The organism is Pseudoalteromonas simplex (assembly GCF_015278155.1).
GTDB classification, from domain to species: Bacteria; Pseudomonadota; Gammaproteobacteria; order Enterobacterales; family Alteromonadaceae; genus Pseudoalteromonas; species Pseudoalteromonas simplex.
The window spans coordinates 1-21,075 of record NZ_JADILN010000001.1 but is presented as its reverse complement, the minus strand read 5'-3'; the positions used below and the strand labels follow the sequence as shown (position 1 = coordinate 21,075).

Genomic DNA, 21,075 nt, shown 5'->3' with positions numbered 1-21,075 from the left:
ATTTCTTAAATTTCTGCTATGCCCATGTATCTAGGTGTTTATTACCCTCTTCATCTTCTTCTATGGCATTTTTACCGCTTTTATCATCTTTTTTAGCAGCTTTTTTTCGTCGCTCTATTTCTCGTTTTTGGCGTTTTTCAAGTTCAATTCGCTGCACGTTCGCATCTTTTACGCCCGCAATGTGAAATGCGCCTTTACTTTCTAACTGTAGCCGTGTAATTCGACCTAAAAAGGGGATCATGATATCCATTTGTACCTCCTATCTATCCATTTATTATCGGCGGTTATAGCATATACTTTAATTTCGCAAAAAAATGCTTGCCAAATATTAGCAAAGCATGTTTATCTATATACGTAACTTATTTAAACAGATTTACGCACTGGTTTATACAAACGAGTGCAATACAGGAAAAATTATGCGCTTCAATCTGACAACTATCCATCATCACCATCATTCACCGGAATAGCCTGTCAGGTTTTTCGCTGAGAGGTTATTCCTAAAAGGAACCTCTGGCGAGCAATCAACCCAATTATTTATTTTCGCCCTGAGGTTCCCTCGGGGTTTTTAGTTTTTGAATTAAAGGAAAATGAATAATGAGCAATACCAACCGTTTACGAATCGCCATCCAAAAAGGCGGCCGCTTATCAAAAGACTGCCAAGAGTTGCTAAAGCAACTTGGTGTGAAATTAAATCTTCGTGAACAACGTTTAATCGCACACTCTACCAATATGCCAATTGATGTACTTCGTGTACGCGATGACGATATTCCGGGCCTAGTAATGGACGGTGTGTGTGATCTGGGTATCGTAGGTGAAAACGTACTTGTTGAAGTACAAGCCGAACGCGAACGCCAAGGTGTGGAATTCGAAGTAAACAAACTTTCTAAGCTTGATTTTGGTTACTGTCGCCTTGCACTTGCATGGCCGCAAGAACTTGGTCCACAAAATAAAAGCTGGTTCGAAGGTAAACGCATTGCCACTACCTACCCAGAAATCTTAAGCCAATACCTAAAACGCGAAGGTATTAACGCAAGCACAGTTATGTTAACGGGCTCTGTTGAAGTTGCGCCCCGTGCTGGTTTAGCTGATGCAATTTGTGACTTAGTATCTACAGGTGCAACGTTAGAAGCAAACGGCTTAATGCAAGGCGATACCATCTTAGAATCAAACGCATGTTTAATTCAAAACAAGAATCTAACTGATCAAAGCAAACTTGATTTAATCAATACGCTAATGCCGCGTTTACGTGGTGTACGCCAAGCAAAAGAAAGTAAATACATCATGCTACACGCACCAAAAGCAAAGCTTGATGAAGTATGCGACTTACTACCTGGCACAGGTCAACCAACTTTACTATCGCTTGCTGGTAGCGACGATTATGTTGCGCTACATATGGTTAGCAGCGAAACCCTTTTCTGGGAAACAATGGAACAGTTAAAAGCACTAGGCGCTAACTCAATTCTTGTTATGCCAATTGAAAAAATGATGGAGTAATTATCCATGTTTCGCTGGAATGAGGAAAATCAACAAGCACAGCAGGCGGTACTTACCCGCCCTGCTGTTACTGCAAGTAAAGAGGTTGAAGCAATTTGCATCGACATCTTAAATGCAGTTAAAGCACAAGGTGACGCAGCGTTATTAAAGATGGCAAAAGAGTTTGATAAGCGCGAAACACCGCGCTTATTAGTGCCAGTTGAAGAAATAAACCAAGCTGAGCAGTTATTATCAAACGAGTTAAAAGCCGCTATCGAAACGGCCTACGCCAATGTAAAACGCTTTCACCAAGCACAATTACCTAAAGATATTAAGTTAACAACGCAACCTGGCGTATTGTGTGAACTTAAATATCAAGCCATTGAAGCGGTAGGTATTTACGTGCCAGGTGGTAGTGCGCCACTGCCATCGTCAGTAATTATGCAAGGGGTGCTTGCACAGTTGAGTGGTGCACAAACCGTTGTGCTTACTACACCTGTGAAAGCCGATGAAACTATCAACCCTGCCATTTTATATGCGGCAAAACTATGTGGTATTAAAACCATTGTAGAAAGTGGCGGCGCGGGTGCGATTGCAGCGATGGCTTACGGTACAGAATCAGTGCCTAAAGTGAACAAGATTTTTGGCCCGGGAAATAGCTTTGTCACCATGGCAAAACAACTTGTTGCGCAAACTATTCCGGGTATGGCGATTGATATGCCAGCTGGTCCTTCTGAAGTGTTAGTGATTGCTGATGAGCGTGCAAACCCAGGGTTTATTGCGGCAGATTTATTATCGCAAGCAGAGCACGGCGCTGATTCGCAAGTTATTTTACTGTGTAACAGCGCACGCATTATTGAAAAAACACAGCAAGCATTAACAGAGCAGCTAGCAAAGTTAAGTCGTAAAGGCACTGCCGAGCAAGCCCTTGCTAACTCAAGCTTGATATTAGTCGACTCGGTTGAGCAAGCCTTTGCGGTGTCTGCTCAATATGGTCCTGAGCACCTTATTCTACAGCTTGCTGATGCGCAGCCTTATTTAAGCTTAGTGAAAAATGCCGGCTCAGTATTTGTGGGTGATTACACTCCGGAGTCTGCCGGTGACTATGCATCGGGTACTAACCACGTACTACCAACGTATGGTTACAGTGCGACTTATTCGAGCTTAAACTTACTGGACTTCTTTAGAACTTACACAGTGCAAACCATCAGTAAAAATGGCTTACGTGAATTATCTAAAGCAATTTTACCTTTGGCTGCAGCAGAGGGGCTTGATGCTCACGCTAATGCTGTTTCAATTCGTCTTGAGGCTATGAACAATGAGCGATAATTCAAAAATAACAACGCTGTTGCCAGATAACATTGCAGCGCTTACAGCCTATAGTTCAGCGAAAAGTGAAAAACTAACAGGCACAACGTGGTTAAATGCCAATGAAAGCCCATATTCACGTACGCCAAATATCAATTTAACTGATTTAAATCGCTACCCAGATCCGCAGCCTCAGCAAGTGATCACTCGTTACGCTTGCTATGCTAATTTAGAGCCAGAGCAAGTACTGATGACTCGTGGCGCTGACGAAGGTATTGAACTATTAGTACGTACTTTTTGTAGCCCTACTAAAGATAGCATTGCACTCTTTTTGCCAACTTACGGCATGTACAAAGTCACTGCTGATACCCACAACATTGCGATTAACGGTTTAACTCAAGAGCTGTTATTAAAAGGCACGGTTGATGAGATTGTCACTGCAGTTGCTGATTCAAAGTTGGTGTTTATTTGTAATCCAAATAACCCTACCGGCAGCATGACAAGCCTAGACAAAATCAGAAAAATCACCCAGCAACTTGCGGGTAAAGCGATTGTAGTGGTGGATGAAGCTTATATAGAATTTTGCCCAGAACAAACAGCGGCAAGCCTGATCAACGAGTTTAGTAACCTTGTGGTACTAAGAACCTTATCAAAAGCATTTGCACTTGCGGGTTTAAGAACAGGCTTTACGCTAGCCAACAGCGAGCTACTTGCGCCTATTCGTAAAGTGATTGCGCCTTACCCTGTATCAACGGTGGTTGCGAGCATTGCCGCAGATGCATTAAGTAGCGACAATATCGCTTCAATGCGCCGTCAGGTAACGATTTTAAATAGCTTAAAAACCAAACTAAAAAATTGGCTTGAGCAATCACCTGCTGTTATCAAAGTACTGAGCGGTGAAGGTAACTTCGTCACCTTAAAACTAAAAGACAAACAATCATTTAATATCGCACTTGAGCAAGGACTCGTGATGCGTGCCTTCACTTTATATGGCGAAAATGATTGGTTACGAATTTCTATCGGTAACGAGCAAGAACTAGAACAAGTAAAAATTTGGTTAGATGGCTTATCACTGACCAGCAATACAGTAGAACAGGAATTATCATGAGCAACCCGTATTTATTTATTGACCGCGATGGCACGATTATCGAAGAGCCTATCACCGACAAACAGGTTGATAGCCTAGAAAAATTAGTGTTCTTGCCGAATGTGATCCCTGCTCTATTACAACTTCAAGCGGCAGGTTACCGCCTTGTGATGGTTTCAAACCAAGATGGTTTAGGCACTGATAGCTTCCCGACCGCTGATTTTGATATTGCCCAAGACAAGATGATGGATATCTTAAACAGCCAAGGGATTAAATTTGATGAAGTTCTGATCTGCCCTCACTTTGATGAACAAAATTGTGACTGCCGTAAACCAAAAACTGGTTTACTTACTGAGCTGATGCGCTCAGGTAAAGTCGATTTAGCACGCTCATTTGTGATTGGCGACCGCCAAACAGATATCGGACTTGCTAATAACTTATGCTGTGAAGGCATTTTGTATGACGGCAGCTGGGATGCCATTGTCACTAAGTTGACAACCGCGAACCGTGAAGGCCGTGTCACTCGCAACACCAAAGAAACGCAAATCGATGTACAAGTTAATTTAGACCAAACAAAAAATGGCGAAATTAGCACTGGCCTTGGCTTTTTCGATCACATGCTTGACCAAATTCGTACACACGCCAACATCGGACTTAATATTCAAGCCACTGGCGACTTACACATTGATGAGCACCACCTAGTTGAAGATATCGGCATTGCACTTGGCCTTGCCCTTAAACAAGCGCTAGGTACAAAAACGCAAATTGGTCGCTATGGCTTTGCACTCCCTATGGATGAATGTAAAGCAGAAGCGCAAATTGACTTATCGGGTCGCGCCTCGTTTGTATTAAATGCCGATTTTAGCCGTGAAAAAGTGGGCGACTTAGACGTGCAAATGGTTGAACACTTCTTTAAAAGCTTAAGTGATAATGCCGCCATGAGCCTAATTCTGTCGGTTAGCGATGGTAACTGTCATCACCAAGTTGAAGGCTTATTTAAAGCGTTTGCAAGAGCACTTCGCGCTGCGATTGCAAAAGATGCCACACAACAAACTGCCAGCTCTAAGGGGTGTTTATGATTGCCATAATTAATACCGGTTGTGCCAACATTAACTCAGTTCGTTTTGCCTTTGAGCGCTTAGGGAAGACGCCAGAGGTGATCACCTCCCCTGAACAACTGAAAGGCTTTGAACGTGCGATTTTACCAGGCGTAGGTCATGCTTCTGTTGCCATGAAACGCTTAAAAGACGGTGGTTGGCAGCAAGCAATTGATGAATATCAGCGCCCGCTAATGGGCATTTGTTTAGGCATGCAATTACTTTGCGACAGCACAGAAGAAGGTAATGTTGATTGCCTTGGCAAAATTCCGGGTGTTGTTAAGCACTTAGAAGTGGGCACATTAACCTCACCACACATGGGGTGGAATGACTTAAGTGTGTTAAAAGAGCATGCCCTTACCAAAGGGTTATCTGCGCAAGATCAAGTGTACTTTGTGCATAGCTTTGCGCACACAGTAAACGATGCCACCCTAGTTAGCGGTGAATACGGGCAAGCTTTTTCTGCGATTGTTGCCAAAGATAACTACGCAGGCATGCAGTTCCACCCTGAGCGAAGCGCCAAAGTAGGCACGCGACTTTTACAAAACTTTTTAGATTGGCAGCTGTAAGCGCAGCAAAAAATAAGAGAAATAAACGTGATTATTCCAGCACTCGATGTATTACAAAACCAAATTGTGCGCTTATACCAAGGTAAGTATGATACAGCACAATTTTACCCTTACGAACTTGGCGCACGCTTACAAGAGTACGCAAACAGCGGCGCAGGCAAACTGCACCTAGTTGATTTAGAAGGCGCGCGCGATCCAAATAAAAAACAGTGGCAGCATATTCAAGCTGCAACCAAAGCGCTTAATGTGCCTTATCAAGTGGGCGGTGGTATTCGCTCAGAGCAAGATGTTGCTGACTGGCTTGAAGCCGGTGCTAATCAAGTCGTGATTGGCTCAATGGCCGTTGAAAAGCGCGAACAAGTAAAGGCGTGGATTGAAAAATTTGGCAGCTCTCACTTTGTTATCGCACTAGATGTAAATAAAACTGACAACGGCTGGGCACCCGCAACACACGGTTGGTTAAGTGAATCTGAGTTTGGTTTGTTCGAACTTGTTGATTTTTACGTGGCACTGGGTGTAGTTGATTTTCTGTGTACTGACATCAGTAAAGACGGCACCATGACCGGTCCTTCGTTTGCACTTTATGAAGATTTAACCAACCACAACAGCGAGATTAAAGTTCAAGCTTCAGGTGGTGTAAGCTCACTTGATGATATTGCAAAGCTGAAAAAACTGGGCGTTGGCGGAGTTATCTTAGGTAAATCATTGCTCGATAGTGCCTTTAATGTTGAGGAGGCGTTAGCATGTTATCAAAACGCATAATCCCTTGTTTAGATGTAAAAGACGGCCAAGTCGTTAAAGGTGTTAAATTTAAAGGCCATGAAGTAGTTGGTGATATCTTAACGCTTGCTAAAGCTTACAGCGATGCCGGTGCGGATGAACTGGTGTTTTATGAAATCAGTGCCAGCGTCGAAAAACGCCTACTTGATGTCAATTGGGTTGAGAATATTGCACGCCACATTGATATTCCATTTTGTGTGGCAGGCGGCATTAAATCTGTTGCTGATGCAGCACGTGTTTTAGAACGTGGTGCAGATAAAATCAGTATTAATAGCCCTGCAATTGCTCGCCCAGAGCTTATCAAAGAATTACACGATGAGTTTGGTAAACAATGCGTGGTTGTGGGTATTGATAGCTTTTATGATGAAACCACTGGCGAATATTTAGTGTACCAGCTGACTGGCGATCCTAATGCATCAAGCCGTACTCGCTATAAAACCGAAGAATGGGTTAAGCGCGTGCAAGACCTAGGCGCTGGTGAAATTGTACTCAACTGCATGAACCAAGACGGCGTGCGTAAAGGCTACGACAATGTTCAGCTATCAAAAATGCGTGCACTGTGCGATATTCCACTAATTGCATCGGGCGGCGCAGGTACGATGCAAGACTTTGTTGATGTGTTTCAGCAAAGCCAAGTTGATGGCGCACTCGCTGCCAGCGTATTTCACAAGAACGTCATTGATATTGGCGAACTAAAACAATTTTTAACTGATAATAATGTAGCGGCAAGACTATGCAATTAACCAAAGACACTCTTTCTCAAGTCGACTTTGCCAAAAGCGAATTGATCCCAGCTATCGTGCAAGACGCACGCTCTGGTGTCATTTTAATGCAGGGCTTTATGAATCAAGATGCATTAGCTGCCACTTTCGACAAGCAAAAAGTAACCTTTTACTCGCGTTCTAAAGAGCGCTTATGGACCAAAGGCGAAACATCAGAAAACTACCTTGAAGTCGTCTCTGTACACACCGACTGCGATTACGACTCACTATTAGTACTGGCAAACCCACTTGGGCCAACATGCCACCTTGGTACACAAAGCTGCTTCGGCGATGATGCTAAACCTAGCTTATCGTTTTTAGCTGAGCTTGAACAAGTGATTGTCTCGCGTAAAGACGATGATCCAAGTAAAAGCTACACAGCGTCTTTGTTTGCAAAAGACTTAAGCCGTAGTTGCCAAAAAGTGGGTGAAGAAGGTGTTGAAGTTGCCCTTGCAGCCATGAAACATGATAACGATGAATTAACCAATGAATCGGCAGACTTATTGTATCACTTAACCGTGTTATTACAGCGCCAAGGCTTATCGCTGGCTGATGTGGTGAGCTGTTTACAAGGTCGCCATAAGTAAATTAAGTTCAGTTAGATGCACCTTTTTAGGTGCATCTTTTTTAGTGTTTCTTAAATCCACTCTTATCTACCCTGTGCTTTAAAACATCACGGGTAAAGTCATGTTCACTAAAGCCTTTAAGTCCTGCAAGGTCACCTCCTCACATATAGTGTGATTTTAGAATCCATTGCAACAACAGTAAAAACGTGAATTGATGGTAAATTTAAAATAAATGCAATAAATTCAACAATATATATAATTTCATTATTTGATTAGTAAGTCTAATTATGGTCTAATTCAATTGAAAAGGACAAAGAAGAAGGATTCTTATCATGAATAAAATTTCATTATCAATTGCTACCCTTTTAGCGATTGCATCAACATCAGCATTTTCACAAACAATTACTTTTACTGGCTCTGCGCATTGTAGTGAAGATACTGTGAAAAAAACTTCAGCTTTAAACGAGCTAATTGCTACAAATGGCGATTTATCAGCACTAAAAGAACTCTCTTTAGAAAATGTTGGCGCAACCGCTAACGGATACTTTACTTTCAACCCAACATTTTCAAGAACTTCACGTTACTTCAATTGTGCAATTCCATTGAGCGATAACATTGGTCAATACCAACTAACAGTTCACGGTACTACTCAAGGTTTAAATAACTCTTTTGGTGGTTGCTCAATTTCACAGATTAAAAAAGTAAATGATGGCAACAGTGAAGTATGGCTTAAATATGGGACTGGACAGGGTTTTGATTGGATTAGCATATCTGATCTAAATAACTCATCTAAACAAAGTGTTAATTTCACAACAAGTTTAGATAATAATTATCAAGACAATTCTATTCTTTCATTGACATGTAGAACAACTTGGCAGCAAGGAACTGTTTCAGTTGGTCAAATAGAAATAAATTATTAAACTAAAAAATTTGTCCTTTTTAGTAGGGCTTGATGATTCAAGCTCTACTTAATCGTGTATATCAGAATGTTAGTCTTATTAAATGTTCTATTTCGTACATAGAAAATACAGGTACATTTATTAATCCCACTTATCGCAGTACTTTGTAATTATTAGCCTTAACCTTAGAATTCATAAGTTCAGCCTATTATTTTTATAAAAAATTTTTAAACCCTTTAAACCTTTTTTATCAGCACCTGCGACTAAGCTAATAACACCACAGATATGAAAGGGAAGAACCATGTTAAGTACAGTAAAAACACTCTCACTCATTGCCGCAGGCTTATTATCAGCACAGACCTTTGCTTGGGGTGATATGCCACTACAAGCAACTAAAAACCTAACGCTAGATGCAGCATCATTAAGCGCTTTAAAAGTAGAAGCAGGCTCAGGTTTTTTACACATTACCGGTAGTGACAGTGATCAAGTGACCGTTAAAGCCGAGATTTATCAAGAAAAGCCACATGATGAGTATTGCTTAACGCTTGAAGCTAAAGGTAAGCGTGCTGCGCTTAGTGCAGGCCAGTGCGATTACCACACCAATAAGCAAACTCGCATTGATTTAACTGTTGCGATCCCTCGTTCATTTAATGTTGATGTACACGATGGCTCTGGCGAAATTATTATCAGCAAAGTCGCTGATACAGTGATTAACGATGGTTCAGGTTCAATTACCGCAAATGACATTACAGGCACATTAGAAATCAATGATGGTTCGGGTAGCATAGAGGCACGTAATATCAGCCGTGATATTAAAATTCATGACGGCTCAGGTAACATTGATGTTGCCAACGCACAGGGCAATATTGAAGTACATGATGGTTCAGGCGGTATCGATTTAAATGATATTTCTGGTGATGTTGTCGTTTCAGATGGCTCAGGCAGCATTCGCGTTGACACCGCAGCAAACTTTGAGTTACTAAGTGATGGCTCTGGTTCAGTAAAAGTAACCAACATAGCTGGTAAAACTAAGATATAAGCCTGCGCTTTTACCATATACGCAACTAAAATGCCCTCCTTTACGAGGGCATTTTGCTTTGTAATCACCAATCTTTATTAGCATTTTTACAAGGGCTTAGGTATCCTTTAGGAAACGTTTAAGGAACTGCTATTTAAAAGGATAGCCTGATATGAAAAAGCCACTCGCCGCCTTACTAACTGGCCTTGTTTTAACAGGTTGTACAGGACTAACAACTGAACAACAAACAGCCATTGATAACTTAACCCCTTGCGAGAAAATTAACGCCCTATTAGGTGCTTACGATAACCGCTTTGAAGGCTTAAAACGTAGCCGTGTAAATACAAAATACATGGAAACATGGACAGCGAAATACAACCTTATTGCCGATAACTGTCAAATCACGGCGCTTGATAAAGACAATGTTACCTACCGCTGTGTAGGCAACTACGAGCAACAGCAACAAGCTGTTGCCGATCACACCCGTGCGGTTAATTTTACCCAAGCTTGTTTAGCGGGTAATAATTGGCATCAAACACAAAAAGAGTCAGCTGAATCGTTACGCACCACGTTTGTGCTTGACGAAAACAACCCTGTTATCTCAATTCATTCGGGTAAAACCCTATCACGCAAACAGCCTTGGTCTACCACTCTTGAAATTGGTAAGCCAATTGAAGGCAAGTAATACAATCATGAAGGCTACATTAGCCTTCACATCACTATGACACATTCAAAAAAACCAACCAGCCAATTTAAAACAGATTGCATCGGTCAATGTCATCGCCTAAATGGCTATTGCACTGGCTGTGGTCGCAGTAATGATGAAATTTTTGATTGGATCATTTTATCAGAGCAAGAAAAGCAAGCGATTTTAAATACTCCTCGCCCTGACATAAAAGCGAAATAGTTCTGACACCCAAGCGTCATTAAAGCTTGTTAGCCTGATTCAAACTGACCATCAGGTAACGATAATGACCGCTATTTTTGTAATTAACTTAGCAAGCTCTACTGAACGATTAAACCGTGTTAGCCATGAGCTAAATGCACAAAATTTGGCATTTGAACGCCTTGATGCAATTGATGGAAGAGAGCTGTCTGATACAGAGATAGCTAAGCACTATAGTGCTGATTTAAATATAAAAAAATACCATAAGCCATTGAGTAAAGGTGAAATTGGCTGTTACCTGAGTCACAGAAAAGCATGGCAAACCATTGTCGATAGGCAATTAGATTACGCCATTATTTTAGAAGATGACTTTGTTCTCGACCGCTCTATTCACAGTGCAATTGAAAACATTAGTACATTAAAACAGCCTTGGCAGCTAATAAAATTGGCCGCTTATAAAGACCGAAATCGGGAAATTGCCTTTACAAAGCCCCTTGCTTATGAGCAACACTTAGTTATTCATAAAAAGCTTATGTCTGGCTGCTGTGCTACGGCTGTTAGTTTTGAAGGTGCAAAAGCGCTATTAAAAGCCACAGCCATATTTGGCCGCCCCGTTGACTGCGATTTACAGCATGTGTGGGAAACCGGTGTTTATGGATACTCTTTGCTGCCCTACCCGGTATCACAACCTGATAATTCACAAAGTGATATTCGTGATAGATCAGTAAAAGTTAAAAAGTCGTTTTGGCGACGTAAAAAACAGCAGCTACAAAGTGCACTACTAAACGCAAAATACACTAAGCAGTTTGTAAAAACGCAGCTAGTACCAAACAAAAAGAAAGGAGCCGCAGCTCCTCTCTTACCAATCAAAAATCATTAACGATTTATTTTGCTTGGCTGTTATTTAGCTTGATTTGGGTGGTCAACACCCATCCATGCTTTAAACAATGCCATTTGAGCTGGTGTTGCATCTTTTAATGCTTTGACCTTTTTCTCTTTATCAAAGTCTTCGCTAAGTGTTAGCGTTGTGCTTTGTAATGCATCGCGTCTAATGAAATCAACAGTCACTGTGTCGCCTGCTTTAAACGTTTCGAGGCTGGCTGTTAAATCTTTACCAACATGCTTTTTGTTAAACGCCACGATTTTGTCATCAGTCGTTAAGCCCGCTTGCCATGCAGCGCCACCACGGCGAACATGAGTTAGGGTTAATAACTCACCGCTGTTTTTTGCAAACGAATCAATACTAGGTACTGATTTTGCGCCTTCAGGGCGAATTAAACCTAAGCCTACTTTTGCAAGTAGCTCATCAAAGTCGATAGCAGCTGGCTCATCCACATTCGCTTGCCACCAAGCGCTGTAATCACGACCTGTAAGCTCTTTTAAAATTGCTTTAACATCATCTGGCGTAAAACCATCTGGTAAACGATGCTTGTTGTAAAGCGCGCGGTGAACATCGCGGTAACTGATTTTGCCATCGCTTTTTTCTAGCAAATCAATATCGAGTGCCATTGAAATCAACGCACCTTCTAAATAGATATTAGTGCTGTAGTTGCGAGCGTGGTCGCCGCCTTGATTAATCCACTTATCAAAACTGGTTTCAGTTGCGCTTTGTACTTCACGACCCGGTGTTTGTAGGTGGCGATTAACGGTTTTTGTTAACGTACCGAAGAACTCATCGGTTGTTTCAATACCAGCGCGCACCATTAAGTGATCTTCAAAGTAGCTGGTTGAGCCCTCTGCAATCCATAATGTTTTCGCGTAGTTAATATTGGTGTAGTCGTACGGTGCGATACCTTTAGGGCGGTATGCTTTTACGTTCCAAGTATGAATAAATTCGTGTGCTGCGGTGCTGATAAACGCAAGGTAATCTTTACGAGAACCAAAACGGTCACGTGGGCGCTGGATAATTGTTGAGTTTAAATGCTCTGTTGCACCGCCTGCTCCTGACGTAGCATGCACCATAAATACATAACGCTCATACGGGTAGCTATCCCAAATTACATTACCGGTTGTCACTAGCTTTTTAAGGTCAGTTAGCATTTGATCTACGTCGTAGTTGCCTTCACCCCAAATAACGAGCTCATATTCACGGCCATCAACGGTGAACTTGTGTAGCTCGTTGATACCCGTTTCGATTGGTGAATCAACTAAAATATCGTAATCAGCGGCCTTAAAGCTGTGTTTAGAACCCGCATTTTCCATACCCGATACTGAGCGCCATTCTTTTGGTACATTTAGCTCAACTTTAACTGGGTCTTGGCGGAATGATTCGCTGAACATGAAAAAGCCAGAAGCATCAATGAAGGCATGGCTATCATCAATATGACGAGCACGTTTACCTAGCTCGTTAGCGTAAACTTGGTAATCTACATTGACTTGAGTAGGTTCGTTTAGGTGAACACGCCAAGTGCTGTGGTCAATTTTTTCCCACTCTAACGCCTTACCATCATCATCTTTTGCTTCGAAAAAGCGCACGCCATTGGCAAGATTTAAAATTTCGTAGCGACCAGTACGCCAAGCAGGAAGTTTAATATCTAAATGTGCTTGTGCTGTTTGCGGAAACTCAACACTTACATTACCTAGGTGGTGTTCAGGCTGAGTAATAGACAGTGAGTAGTTTACATCTGCAAACGCACTGCTAGAACAGGCCGCCAAAATAGACATGGCCAAAAACTTTTTCATAACAACTCTTTTTATTACTATCAAAATTACGAAATAGACTAACAATTGCGATAAAAAATGTGAATTAAAAACCGATAAACAGCCATTGCAACAAGTTTGATAGACAAAATGGCTAAGTTTTTGACTTGGAACCTACATTTCGTACTATTTTGTTGTAAACTTAGCTTATAGACAGTTGATTAATAACGGCGGTATTACTCGGTGCAGCAACAGCATGATCTTCTTAATAAAAAGTTAAAACAAGCAATCGATGCCCGGACGGTTGTTGAGGATGCACGCAAACACCAAGTTGAGGTTCTTTCTCAGTTTGCTGCAAAGTTATCTCTAAGTTGTAAGGGCTTAGATATTGAGTTAGATAATCGCCTCGCTAAGTTTAGAAGTGCTCTGAAAAAAGGGGTTGACTTTAACCTTCTTTCACCTTTTATTGATGATGTTCTAGGGCTATTAAAACACCAAGAAGCAAAGCAAATTGCTTTACAACGCGAACTTAACAACAGTGTCAATGATGCAGGAAAGCAGCTACAAAAAGTAAAAGGTTTACCGGATGATGCCCGTCGTTCTTTACGCCATTTGCTTGATCATGAGTTAAATAACATCCAATCTAACCATGACTTTATCCCTTTATTATCTAAACTGGTAATAATTTATCATCAAGCTTTACAGGCAAAGCTTTCGACAAAAAGTGAAACTGAATCACAAATTAAACCCGAGCTTGCAGCCGAACTACTTAACCTAGCAAATGATCTCGTTTTAGAGGATGAGAGCGCTGAACAAATCAAAGCAGTAAAGAATAACATTACACATAACGACTGTATTGATGATTTACTTGATTCTGCTCTAAAAATTATCACGATTATTACTCGTAATATGAGTAAAGAGCGTCAATCAGCACAGAGTTTTTTGATCTCTTTAAATCAAACAATTGAAGATTTACATCATTCAATTGTTTCAACCAGTAAACATTCTGAGTCACTTAGCGCTGAGTACGAGTCGCTAAATAAGCAAATAGAAGCAAAAATTAAAAACCTTAATACTCAGACGCAACAAGCAACGTCAATATCGTCCCTCAAAGAGCTAGTCGAAGAAGAGTTAAAATCATTAAGTGATGATTTAATTGCAAAAGAAAAGTTAGAACAGAGTGAAAGAGAGCATTTATTAAATAGCTTTAACGACATTAATAAAAGAATAAGTCATTTAGAAAGCAAACTCTCAACTTACAAAAAACGGTTAAATGAACAACGCTATAAAAGCTTACTTGATGGTTTAACAAAGCTACCAAACAGAGCCGCGTTCGATGAACGTTTTAATCATGAATTTCATTTATTTAACATCCAAGAGTCTGATGTGACATTTGTAGTGCTTGATGTCGATCACTTTAAATCTATTAATGATAGGTATGGCCACAGTGCTGGCGATAAAACATTGCAAGTTATTGCTAAAGCACTACAAAAATCAATTCGTAAATCAGACTTTATTGCCCGTTACGGTGGTGAGGAATTTGTGTTATTAATGACAGGCATGTCTATTGAAAATGCAGTTAGCTCTCTTGAAAAACTGCGCAAAAATATTCAGGCAATACCGTTTAAATTTAAAGATAAGCAAGTAGAAATCACTATTTCTCTTGGTGCTACCCAACTTAAAAAAGGTGATACCCCGCTGATTGCTTTTGATCGTGCCGACGATGCTCTGTACAAAGCAAAAAATGAAGGACGAAATAAAGTTTGCATTAGCAAATAAAGCCCTTATCTCAATGGTGAGGTCTTTGACACACAATGATAAAGGCTCATAGATGAGCCAGGAGAGTGCTTATGTTAAAACAACTGAATCCTACAGGTGTACTGGATTTACTATCGCAACTAGAAGTTGATCTACTCGAACAGTCATCCACCAGCGAGCGCTATAAATTATTTAGGAACTGTGTGCTCGCGGTTCTCAATGTGGGCAGCCACACCGATTCAAGCTCTGAAATTTACAATAAATACGAAGACTTTGATATTCGCTTATTAAGCCGCGAGCGTGGTATTAAAATTGAACTTGAAAACCCACCCGAATCCGCTTTTGTTGATGGCGAAATTATCACTGGTATACATGAACATATCTTCTCGGTTATTCGCGATATTCTGTTTATTTGTCAAAAATACGAAAAAGACTTAACAGAGCAAAAAACCATTACTCATATGGTCTTCGACATGCTGCGAAATGCAGGCGCACTGAGAGTGAATAGTGATCCGAGCATGATAGTTTGCTGGGGCGGCCACTCAATTAACGAAGTTGAATACAAATATACTAAACAGGTTGGCTACGAACTCGGCCTTCGTGGCTTAAACATTTGTACTGGTTGTGGCCCAGGTGCAATGAAAGGCCCAATGAAAGGTGCCACCATCGGCCATGCTAAACAGCGTATTACAGATAATCGTTACTTAGGTTTAACCGAGCCAAGTATTATTGCCGCTGAGCCACCTAACCCGATTGTAAATGAATTGGTGATTTTACCCGATATCGAAAAGCGCTTAGAGGCATTTATTCGTAGCGCACATGGCATTATCATTTTCCCAGGTGGTGCAGGCACTGCAGAAGAGTTGTTATACCTTTTAGGTATTTTGTTGCATCCTGATAACGAAAAACAATGTTTACCAGTGATCTTAACTGGACCTAAAGAAAGTGAAAACTACTTTATTGAGCTGTGTAAATTCGTTGAGAAAACACTCGGTAAAGCGGCGCTTGAGAAATTTGAAGTAATTATTGATGACCCTGAACGTGTGGGTAAAACACTCAAAGCGAAAATGGCTGATGTGCGTGAATACAGAAAGAGTCAAGGTGACGCTTACTACTTTAACTGGACGCTAAAAATCGACCATGATTTCCAACAGCCGTTTGCACCAACTCATGCTAATATGTCGGGCTTAGATTTACATTTAGATCAACCAACTCAGCAACTCGCAGCTAACTTACGCCGAGCATTCTCAGGCATTGTTGCAGGTAATGTTAAAGACGAAGGTCTACAAGCCATCAAACAACATGGCCGCTTTGTACTCAGTGGTGAGCCTTCGTTAATGGCTGATATGGATAAGCTGCTGGCAGCATTTGTAGATCAAGGTCGTATGAAGTTGCCTGGCAGTAAGTATATCCCTTGCTATGAGATCAAAGCTTAACAGGAGACTATGTGACAACCCAATTACTTTTAATAGATGCGCTAAATCTTATTAGGCGCATCTATGCTGTTGATAGTAATCAGAGTCATCACAGTGAAGAGCATATGATAAAAGCAAGCTGTGCCCGAGTGGCACATGCTTGCAAAAAGTTACGCCAGCAATGTAATGCAACTCACGCGATTGCCGTGTTTGATGGTGAAAGAAGCTGGCGTTATCACTACTTTGAGGCCTACAAAAGCACTCGTTCACCAATGCCTGACACCCTCAAGCAAAACTTATCACGCTTTAAACAAGCAATTGAAGACACTGGCATTGTGGTGTTTTCACCTGATAATGATGAAGCCGACGATATCATTGCCACCCTTGCTTACAAGGCCGCATCTAATAATGTAGCTTCGACTATCGTGTCTACCGATAAAGGGTTTTTGCCGTTTTTATCTGAACAAATAGCTATCTATGACTACTTTAAAAAGCAATACATTGAAGTTGAAGATATTAAACAGCGCTTTAATGTACCAAAGCATCGACTTGCTGATTTTTGGGCTTTGGCAGGCGATAAAACCAATGATATTCCTGGTGTTAAAGGGATCGGTAATAAGTCGGCACAGCAATTAATTAATGATTATGAGTCGATAGAAGCGGCCATAAACGACGATGAGCTAAACCCTACTCTTAAACGCAAGCTAAGCTCAGAAATGGAGATGTTTGTGATATCAAAAAACCTCGTCATGCTGCGTACTGATATTAACTTAGGCTTTAGTTTAAAGCAGTTAAGGCTCAATTAGTCGCAATCTCGTAGCACAGTTGGCCAACTGAGCGTATACTGAAAATTCGCGTTAATTTTATAGAGTTACACATGTTTAAAAAGGTTTTCCAATATCTGGTACTTGGGTTAGGTGTTTATGCACTCATAGCAACCCTCGTGATCACTTTTTATAAAGATGATCCGCAAGCCATGATCTGGCAAGACCGTGAAGCCTTCAATAAGCGATATATTGCAAAGCTGTCTGTTGATAAACCTGAAAATCTAAATGCGGTGCTTGATTATTTAGGCAGCCCCGATCTAACCTATGCAAAACGCACCGAAGACAATGTTTGGCAAATAATTTTTTACCGCACTCAGCACGTTAAATCCGATGGAATAACGACAATAGACGAGTGCACGGGCCTACTTTTTAAGAATGGTCAGTTGGTGTTATGGGGGCCAAGTGCCTATGAAAGCTATCAACAAGAAACCTAAACGCTTATGATGGAAAATGTAACCCCTCGGGAGCTAGCGCGCTTATTTGATAGTACGCACCAATTACTTAAACTTTACCATCAAAAGCAAAAATGGTCTCAAATCTTCCCTTTATTAAGTAACCTTGCTGAGCGGTACTACCTATTATACCAAGCCTACCCAAAAGGGATGCAAGCGCAATTAAGCTTGTATGTAGCGAACCACGGCTACACCACAAATTTAGTCGTAAACCAATGTGTTGTAGCCTGCATTTTATGCCGTAGTCTTAATTACAACCAAGCTATTAGTGAGCAAATTATTAGTTGCTGCTTAGCTAATTACCTGTGCGTGCAATCGCAAAGTAATAAATTAGCAGCAAGTAAAGCACTCACCCCGCAAGATAAAAAACTTTGGCAATGCCGTCATCAATTAGCAGCAAAGCTTCTAAAAGAGTCAGGCTCGCATACGCTACCTATTCAGCACTTATTAGCGCGTTTAAATAAGTATAAACAAGCACTACTCAGTGCACCAAAAATTATGATTTACGATGGTGCAACAACCTTAGTTGCTTTGGCTAATATTATTGCGATGAATACGACTTATCGCGAGTCAGGTGGGCATATAAGCGTGTACAAAGCCTTAGCTGATATATATTTGCGTACACCGAACGAATTTGCACAAAATGCCATAAAAGCTCTGATTGCGCATATTGGCCCTTACATTCCGGCCAGTGAAGTAAAATATGCCGAACAAGTACTTATCTATTTAGCGACAGATGAACATGGTCGTCATATTTTAGTCGATGTGAGTCGTCCTGAAAAAATTCGTTGGCATCGCATCAAGGCAAGCTTAACGACTTGCGCTAAGCAAAGGCCTTGTAAAGATACTCGCTTGCTCTACACAGTATGGTTTAGTGAGAACATAAGTTTTGCTGAGCCACAACCAATAAATGAGCAACGTAGGCAACAATATTTAACGTTAATTAGTGCATTAAAAGTATCAAAAGAATATAGCTATCAAGGTTTAAATAAGCTTTTAAGCCCCTACCCTGAATTAATAACACAGCTCACTGTTGCCGCTAAACCCTATAATAAAGAGCAGCAAAGAGCTAAAGACTTGCGCCATTGTTTATCTATGGTCGGATACGATAACGCCCCTGCGATTATTCAAAAAGTATTGTTTCAACGCTTAGTCGCAACCACCTCTCACCCACTTTTTCAGCATATATCTAAGCGGCTTGAAAACATGGTACGTATTATCCAAGCGTTATTTAAACACACCGATTCAATTCAATTTGAGCAGGTTGCTTTGCCATTGTATGCCTATGTTCTTTATCTTTGTGAACATCAAGCAACCAGTATTTCCCGTAAAACGGTATTTGAGCAAGCTGAAAAACAAGTGATTAGCCCTCCTCTTGGCTGTTTGTTTGGGGTTAGTCAATTAAACCAAGAACCACTAACGGCGTATTTAAATCAACTGATTGGCGATAACAGTTGGACACAACATTTACTTGGTAGTGAGCAACATGATAAACAAACACTTGATATCAATGAAAAGCATTGGGTCGCGATTAAGCTATTTACTTATTATGTTTTTCAGCCAAAAGCACTTTTTAGTAGTTGGCAGGAACAAATTATTTTCGATAGTTTATCGGCCGCTGGATGGCAATCAAAAGCAGATTTTTATGCATATCTCAAAAACTGTGAATTTGCAGACAATTTTTAGATTGTGTTGTTAAAAAGTGCGAAAACGTTAAATAAATATGAACTTTAGTCTATTTATAGTCAGTATTCACAGGATAAACTGGCAAAAAGCTGAATAAATTGCTATAAAAGCCGCTTAAATTTTCAAACACATCCACGTAAACCCTCTAACAAGTAAATCGCATGCTATTTCGCGATAAGTTTACGTGTTTATCTACTCATAAATAGGAAAAGTAAATGGCTAAACAAACCATCACAGTGATCAAAGGCGACGGCATTGGTCCTAGCATTATTGATTCAGCACTTGAGATCCTTAAAGCTGCAGGTTGCGATTTTGATTATGAATTCGTTGATGCTGGCCTTGCTGCCCTAGAAAAAACTGGTGAGTTACTTCCGCAAGAAACAATTGACACAATCGCGCGTAACAAGATCACTTTAAAAGGTCCATTAACAACACCAGTTGGTGAAGGTTTCACTTCGATCAACGTAACTTTACGTAAAAAGTTTGGCCTTTACGCTAACGTTCGTCCTGTTAAGTCATTTGCAGGTACAAAAGCTCGTTACGATGACATCGACATCATCACTATTCGTGAAAACACGCAAGGTATGTACTCAGGTCTTGGCCAAGTTGTTTCTGAAGATGGTAACGAAGCTGAAGCAATGTCAAAAATCACCCGTGAAGGTGCAGAAAAAATCGTTACTTTTGCATACGAACTAGCGGTACGTGAAGGCCGTAAAAAAGTAACTGCTGTACACAAAGCGAATATCCTTAAATCTACATCTGGTTTATTCTTAAAAGTGGCACGTGAAGTAGCTGAGCGTTACCCACAAATCGAATCAACCGAAATGATTGTTGATGCAACTTGTATGAAACTAGTTATGACTCCTGATGAGTTTGATGTAATCGTTACTACAAACTTATTCGGTGACATCCTATCTGACCTATGTGCTGGTCTTGTTGGTGGTTTAGGTATGGCTCCTGGCGCAAACATCAGTGAAGATGCTGCTATCTTCGAAGCTGTACACGGTAGCGCACCAGACATCGCAGGTAAAAACCTTGCAAACCCAACGTCGGTGATCTTAGCATCTATCCAAATGTTAGAGCACTTAGGTATGGGCGACACTGCAGAGCGCATCCGCAGCGCAGTTGCTGATGTTATCAAGTCAGGCGACCGTACAACTCGCGACCTAGGCGGCAGCCACGGTACTACAGACTTCACTCAAGCTGTAATTGAGCGTCTATAATAGAACACTTGTTTGGGGCTAATAAACTTAGCCATTAACCACCTAGTAAAAGCCAGTCTACGACTGGCTTTTTTATTACCCCACTTAACCAGACACCCACTTTATCTAACAAGATTTAAACACATAAAACTAGACACCCACATTTATTCTTTCAATATACTAACCAGACATCCAATTTAATATTTCTCACTTCTCAAAATTATGACTAAACTTACACTGTTCAACTCATGGAGGAGAAGAGCATGGCAACCCCTCGTAGAAACTTAATTAGCGTTTCAAACACGCCTTATTATCACTGCATTTCACGCTGCGTTCGTCGCGCTTATTTATGCGGGCAAGACCCACTAACTGGTCGTTCATATGAACACAGACGCGATTGGGTTGAAAAGAAATTACTTCAACTTGGTCGTATATTTTGTATTGATGTTTGTGCTTACGCAGTTATGAGTAACCATACTCATCTAGTACTTCATATTGATATAGCAAAAGCAAAGCGTTTGAATAATAAAGCGATTCTGATTAGATGGCACAAGTTATTTAAAAGTACATTCCTTTGCCAACAATTCTTAAATGGCGAATTGCTAACAAAAGCAGAGCTTTCTGCGGTTAATACCAGAGTAAATTTATATC

22 protein-coding genes are annotated in these 21,075 nt (G+C 40.8%); 20 read left to right on the top strand and 2 right to left on the bottom strand.

All coding sequences use genetic code 11. The features are described 5' to 3' along the window. Positions 1-16 precede the first annotated feature (16 nt). A complete protein-coding gene (locus IRQ78_RS00110) occupies positions 17-250 on the bottom strand; it encodes a hypothetical protein (protein WP_054552021.1) in 234 nt (77 codons plus the stop codon). Between the two features lie 344 nt (positions 251-594). Here IRQ78_RS00110 and hisG point away from each other — a divergent pair, with 344 nt between their 5' ends. The 13 genes from hisG to IRQ78_RS00045 all read left to right on the top strand — a co-directional run bounded on the left by hisG (position 595) and on the right by IRQ78_RS00045 (position 11,324). Then, complete coding sequence (gene hisG / locus IRQ78_RS00105; protein ID WP_138616628.1) at positions 595-1,494, top strand: ATP phosphoribosyltransferase; 900 nt, start codon at positions 595-597, stop codon at positions 1,492-1,494. A 6-nt stretch (positions 1,495-1,500) separates the two neighbouring features. Beyond that, entirely contained in the window at positions 1,501-2,802 is a 1,302-nt protein-coding gene (gene hisD / locus IRQ78_RS00100) for a histidinol dehydrogenase (RefSeq protein ID WP_194441028.1), read from the top strand. Then, positions 2,792-3,889, top strand: a complete 1,098-nt coding sequence (hisC, locus tag IRQ78_RS00095; RefSeq protein WP_187490069.1) for a histidinol-phosphate transaminase — start codon at positions 2,792-2,794, stop codon at positions 3,887-3,889. Before hisD ends, hisC begins: the two co-directional genes overlap by 11 nt. Then, positions 3,886-4,947 carry a bifunctional histidinol-phosphatase/imidazoleglycerol-phosphate dehydratase HisB gene (hisB, locus tag IRQ78_RS00090; protein ID WP_138616622.1) on the top strand — a complete coding sequence of 354 codons (1,062 nt, stop codon included), beginning with the start codon at positions 3,886-3,888 and terminating at the stop codon, positions 4,945-4,947. The genes hisC and hisB overlap by 4 nt, the downstream gene beginning before the upstream one ends. Next, positions 4,944-5,534, top strand: a complete 591-nt coding sequence (gene hisH / locus IRQ78_RS00085) for an imidazole glycerol phosphate synthase subunit HisH (protein ID WP_063707478.1) — start codon at positions 4,944-4,946, stop codon at positions 5,532-5,534. The genes hisB and hisH overlap by 4 nt, the downstream gene beginning before the upstream one ends. A 27-nt stretch (positions 5,535-5,561) precedes the next feature. Next, positions 5,562-6,296 carry a 1-(5-phosphoribosyl)-5-[(5-phosphoribosylamino)methylideneamino] imidazole-4-carboxamide isomerase gene (locus IRQ78_RS00080; RefSeq protein ID WP_166340835.1) on the top strand — a complete coding sequence of 245 codons (735 nt, stop codon included), beginning with the start codon at positions 5,562-5,564 and terminating at the stop codon, positions 6,294-6,296. Then, on the top strand, positions 6,278-7,057 hold the full coding sequence (hisF, locus tag IRQ78_RS00075; protein WP_054563887.1) for an imidazole glycerol phosphate synthase subunit HisF: 780 nt from the start codon (positions 6,278-6,280) through the stop codon (positions 7,055-7,057). The genes IRQ78_RS00080 and hisF overlap by 19 nt, the downstream gene beginning before the upstream one ends. Next, positions 7,048-7,662, top strand: coding sequence for a bifunctional phosphoribosyl-AMP cyclohydrolase/phosphoribosyl-ATP diphosphatase HisIE (gene hisIE / locus IRQ78_RS00070; protein ID WP_054552013.1), 615 nt, complete (start codon positions 7,048-7,050; stop codon positions 7,660-7,662). Before hisF ends, hisIE begins: the two co-directional genes overlap by 10 nt. Positions 7,663-7,973: 311 nt before the next feature. After that, positions 7,974-8,561 carry a hypothetical protein gene (locus IRQ78_RS00065; RefSeq protein WP_194441027.1) on the top strand — a complete coding sequence of 196 codons (588 nt, stop codon included), beginning with the start codon at positions 7,974-7,976 and terminating at the stop codon, positions 8,559-8,561. Between the two features lie 280 nt (positions 8,562-8,841). After that, the gene (locus IRQ78_RS00060; protein WP_194441026.1) at positions 8,842-9,579 is read left to right on the top strand and encodes a DUF4097 family beta strand repeat-containing protein; all 738 of its coding nucleotides are present in this window, start codon (positions 8,842-8,844) and stop codon (positions 9,577-9,579) included. A gap of 151 nt (positions 9,580-9,730) precedes the next feature. Further along, positions 9,731-10,243 (top strand): hypothetical protein, encoded by a 513-nt coding sequence (locus IRQ78_RS00055; protein ID WP_055021702.1) that lies wholly within the window; start codon positions 9,731-9,733, stop codon positions 10,241-10,243. Between the two features lie 36 nt (positions 10,244-10,279). Further along, the gene (locus IRQ78_RS00050) at positions 10,280-10,465 is read left to right on the top strand and encodes a DUF1289 domain-containing protein (RefSeq protein WP_194441025.1); all 186 of its coding nucleotides are present in this window, start codon (positions 10,280-10,282) and stop codon (positions 10,463-10,465) included. Positions 10,466-10,529: 64 nt separating this feature from the next. Continuing rightward, on the top strand, positions 10,530-11,324 hold the full coding sequence (locus IRQ78_RS00045; protein ID WP_194441024.1) for a glycosyltransferase family 25 protein: 795 nt from the start codon (positions 10,530-10,532) through the stop codon (positions 11,322-11,324). Positions 11,325-11,344: 20 nt separating this feature from the next. Here the strand turns inward: IRQ78_RS00045 and IRQ78_RS00040 are convergent, their stop codons facing one another. Then, complete coding sequence (locus tag IRQ78_RS00040; protein WP_194441023.1) at positions 11,345-13,126, bottom strand: M61 family metallopeptidase; 1,782 nt, start codon at positions 13,124-13,126, stop codon at positions 11,345-11,347. A 201-nt stretch (positions 13,127-13,327) separates the two neighbouring features. On the opposite strand from IRQ78_RS00040, the gene IRQ78_RS00035 reads away from it, so the two are divergent. From IRQ78_RS00035 to IRQ78_RS00005, 7 genes are all read left to right on the top strand, one after another. Continuing rightward, the gene (locus IRQ78_RS00035) at positions 13,328-14,863 is read left to right on the top strand and encodes a diguanylate cyclase (RefSeq protein ID WP_194441022.1); all 1,536 of its coding nucleotides are present in this window, start codon (positions 13,328-13,330) and stop codon (positions 14,861-14,863) included. Between the two features lie 71 nt (positions 14,864-14,934). Then, a complete protein-coding gene (gene ppnN / locus IRQ78_RS00030; protein WP_194441021.1) occupies positions 14,935-16,278 on the top strand; it encodes a nucleotide 5'-monophosphate nucleosidase PpnN in 1,344 nt (447 codons plus the stop codon). Between the two features lie 11 nt (positions 16,279-16,289). Further along, positions 16,290-17,063, top strand: a complete 774-nt coding sequence (gene xni / locus IRQ78_RS00025; RefSeq protein ID WP_194441020.1) for a flap endonuclease Xni — start codon at positions 16,290-16,292, stop codon at positions 17,061-17,063. Between the two features lie 71 nt (positions 17,064-17,134). Next, positions 17,135-17,518: a DUF3192 domain-containing protein gene (locus IRQ78_RS00020; protein ID WP_054552003.1), complete on the top strand. Its 384-nt coding sequence runs from the start codon at positions 17,135-17,137 to the stop codon at positions 17,516-17,518. 6 nt (positions 17,519-17,524) lie between these two features. Beyond that, complete coding sequence (locus IRQ78_RS00015) at positions 17,525-19,222, top strand: hypothetical protein (protein WP_187490061.1); 1,698 nt, start codon at positions 17,525-17,527, stop codon at positions 19,220-19,222. 215 nt (positions 19,223-19,437) lie between these two features. Further along, complete coding sequence (locus IRQ78_RS00010; protein WP_054552001.1) at positions 19,438-20,445, top strand: isocitrate dehydrogenase; 1,008 nt, start codon at positions 19,438-19,440, stop codon at positions 20,443-20,445. A gap of 242 nt (positions 20,446-20,687) precedes the next feature. Further along, a partial coding sequence (locus tag IRQ78_RS00005) for a transposase (protein ID WP_194441019.1) occupies positions 20,688-21,075 on the top strand: 388 nt, incomplete at its 3' end.

What these genes read in the sequence shown, in the direction of transcription:
- ppnN (WP_194441021.1), top strand. Translation starts at nt 14,935, where the DNA reads ATGTTAAAACAACTGAATCCTACAGGTGTACTGGATTTACTATCGCAA.
- hisD (WP_194441028.1), top strand. Translation starts at nt 1,501, where the DNA reads ATGTTTCGCTGGAATGAGGAAAATCAACAAGCACAGCAGGCGGTACTT.
- hisC (WP_187490069.1), top strand. Translation starts at nt 2,792, where the DNA reads ATGAGCGATAATTCAAAAATAACAACGCTGTTGCCAGATAACATTGCA.
- IRQ78_RS00045 (WP_194441024.1), top strand. Translation starts at nt 10,530, where the DNA reads ATGACCGCTATTTTTGTAATTAACTTAGCAAGCTCTACTGAACGATTA.
- IRQ78_RS00020 (WP_054552003.1), top strand. Translation starts at nt 17,135, where the DNA reads ATGTTTAAAAAGGTTTTCCAATATCTGGTACTTGGGTTAGGTGTTTAT.
- hisH (WP_063707478.1), top strand. Translation starts at nt 4,944, where the DNA reads ATGATTGCCATAATTAATACCGGTTGTGCCAACATTAACTCAGTTCGT.
- hisB (WP_138616622.1), top strand. Translation starts at nt 3,886, where the DNA reads ATGAGCAACCCGTATTTATTTATTGACCGCGATGGCACGATTATCGAA.
- hisIE (WP_054552013.1), top strand. Translation starts at nt 7,048, where the DNA reads ATGCAATTAACCAAAGACACTCTTTCTCAAGTCGACTTTGCCAAAAGC.
- hisG (WP_138616628.1), top strand. Translation starts at nt 595, where the DNA reads ATGAGCAATACCAACCGTTTACGAATCGCCATCCAAAAAGGCGGCCGC.
- IRQ78_RS00050 (WP_194441025.1), top strand. Translation starts at nt 10,280, where the DNA reads ATGACACATTCAAAAAAACCAACCAGCCAATTTAAAACAGATTGCATC.
- IRQ78_RS00055 (WP_055021702.1), top strand. Translation starts at nt 9,731, where the DNA reads ATGAAAAAGCCACTCGCCGCCTTACTAACTGGCCTTGTTTTAACAGGT.
- IRQ78_RS00015 (WP_187490061.1), top strand. Translation starts at nt 17,525, where the DNA reads ATGATGGAAAATGTAACCCCTCGGGAGCTAGCGCGCTTATTTGATAGT.
- IRQ78_RS00010 (WP_054552001.1), top strand. Translation starts at nt 19,438, where the DNA reads ATGGCTAAACAAACCATCACAGTGATCAAAGGCGACGGCATTGGTCCT.
- IRQ78_RS00040 (WP_194441023.1), bottom strand. Translation starts at nt 13,126, where the DNA reads ATGAAAAAGTTTTTGGCCATGTCTATTTTGGCGGCCTGTTCTAGCAGT.
- IRQ78_RS00060 (WP_194441026.1), top strand. Translation starts at nt 8,842, where the DNA reads ATGTTAAGTACAGTAAAAACACTCTCACTCATTGCCGCAGGCTTATTA.
- IRQ78_RS00110 (WP_054552021.1), bottom strand. Translation starts at nt 250, where the DNA reads ATGGATATCATGATCCCCTTTTTAGGTCGAATTACACGGCTACAGTTA.
- IRQ78_RS00065 (WP_194441027.1), top strand. Translation starts at nt 7,974, where the DNA reads ATGAATAAAATTTCATTATCAATTGCTACCCTTTTAGCGATTGCATCA.
- hisF (WP_054563887.1), top strand. Translation starts at nt 6,278, where the DNA reads ATGTTATCAAAACGCATAATCCCTTGTTTAGATGTAAAAGACGGCCAA.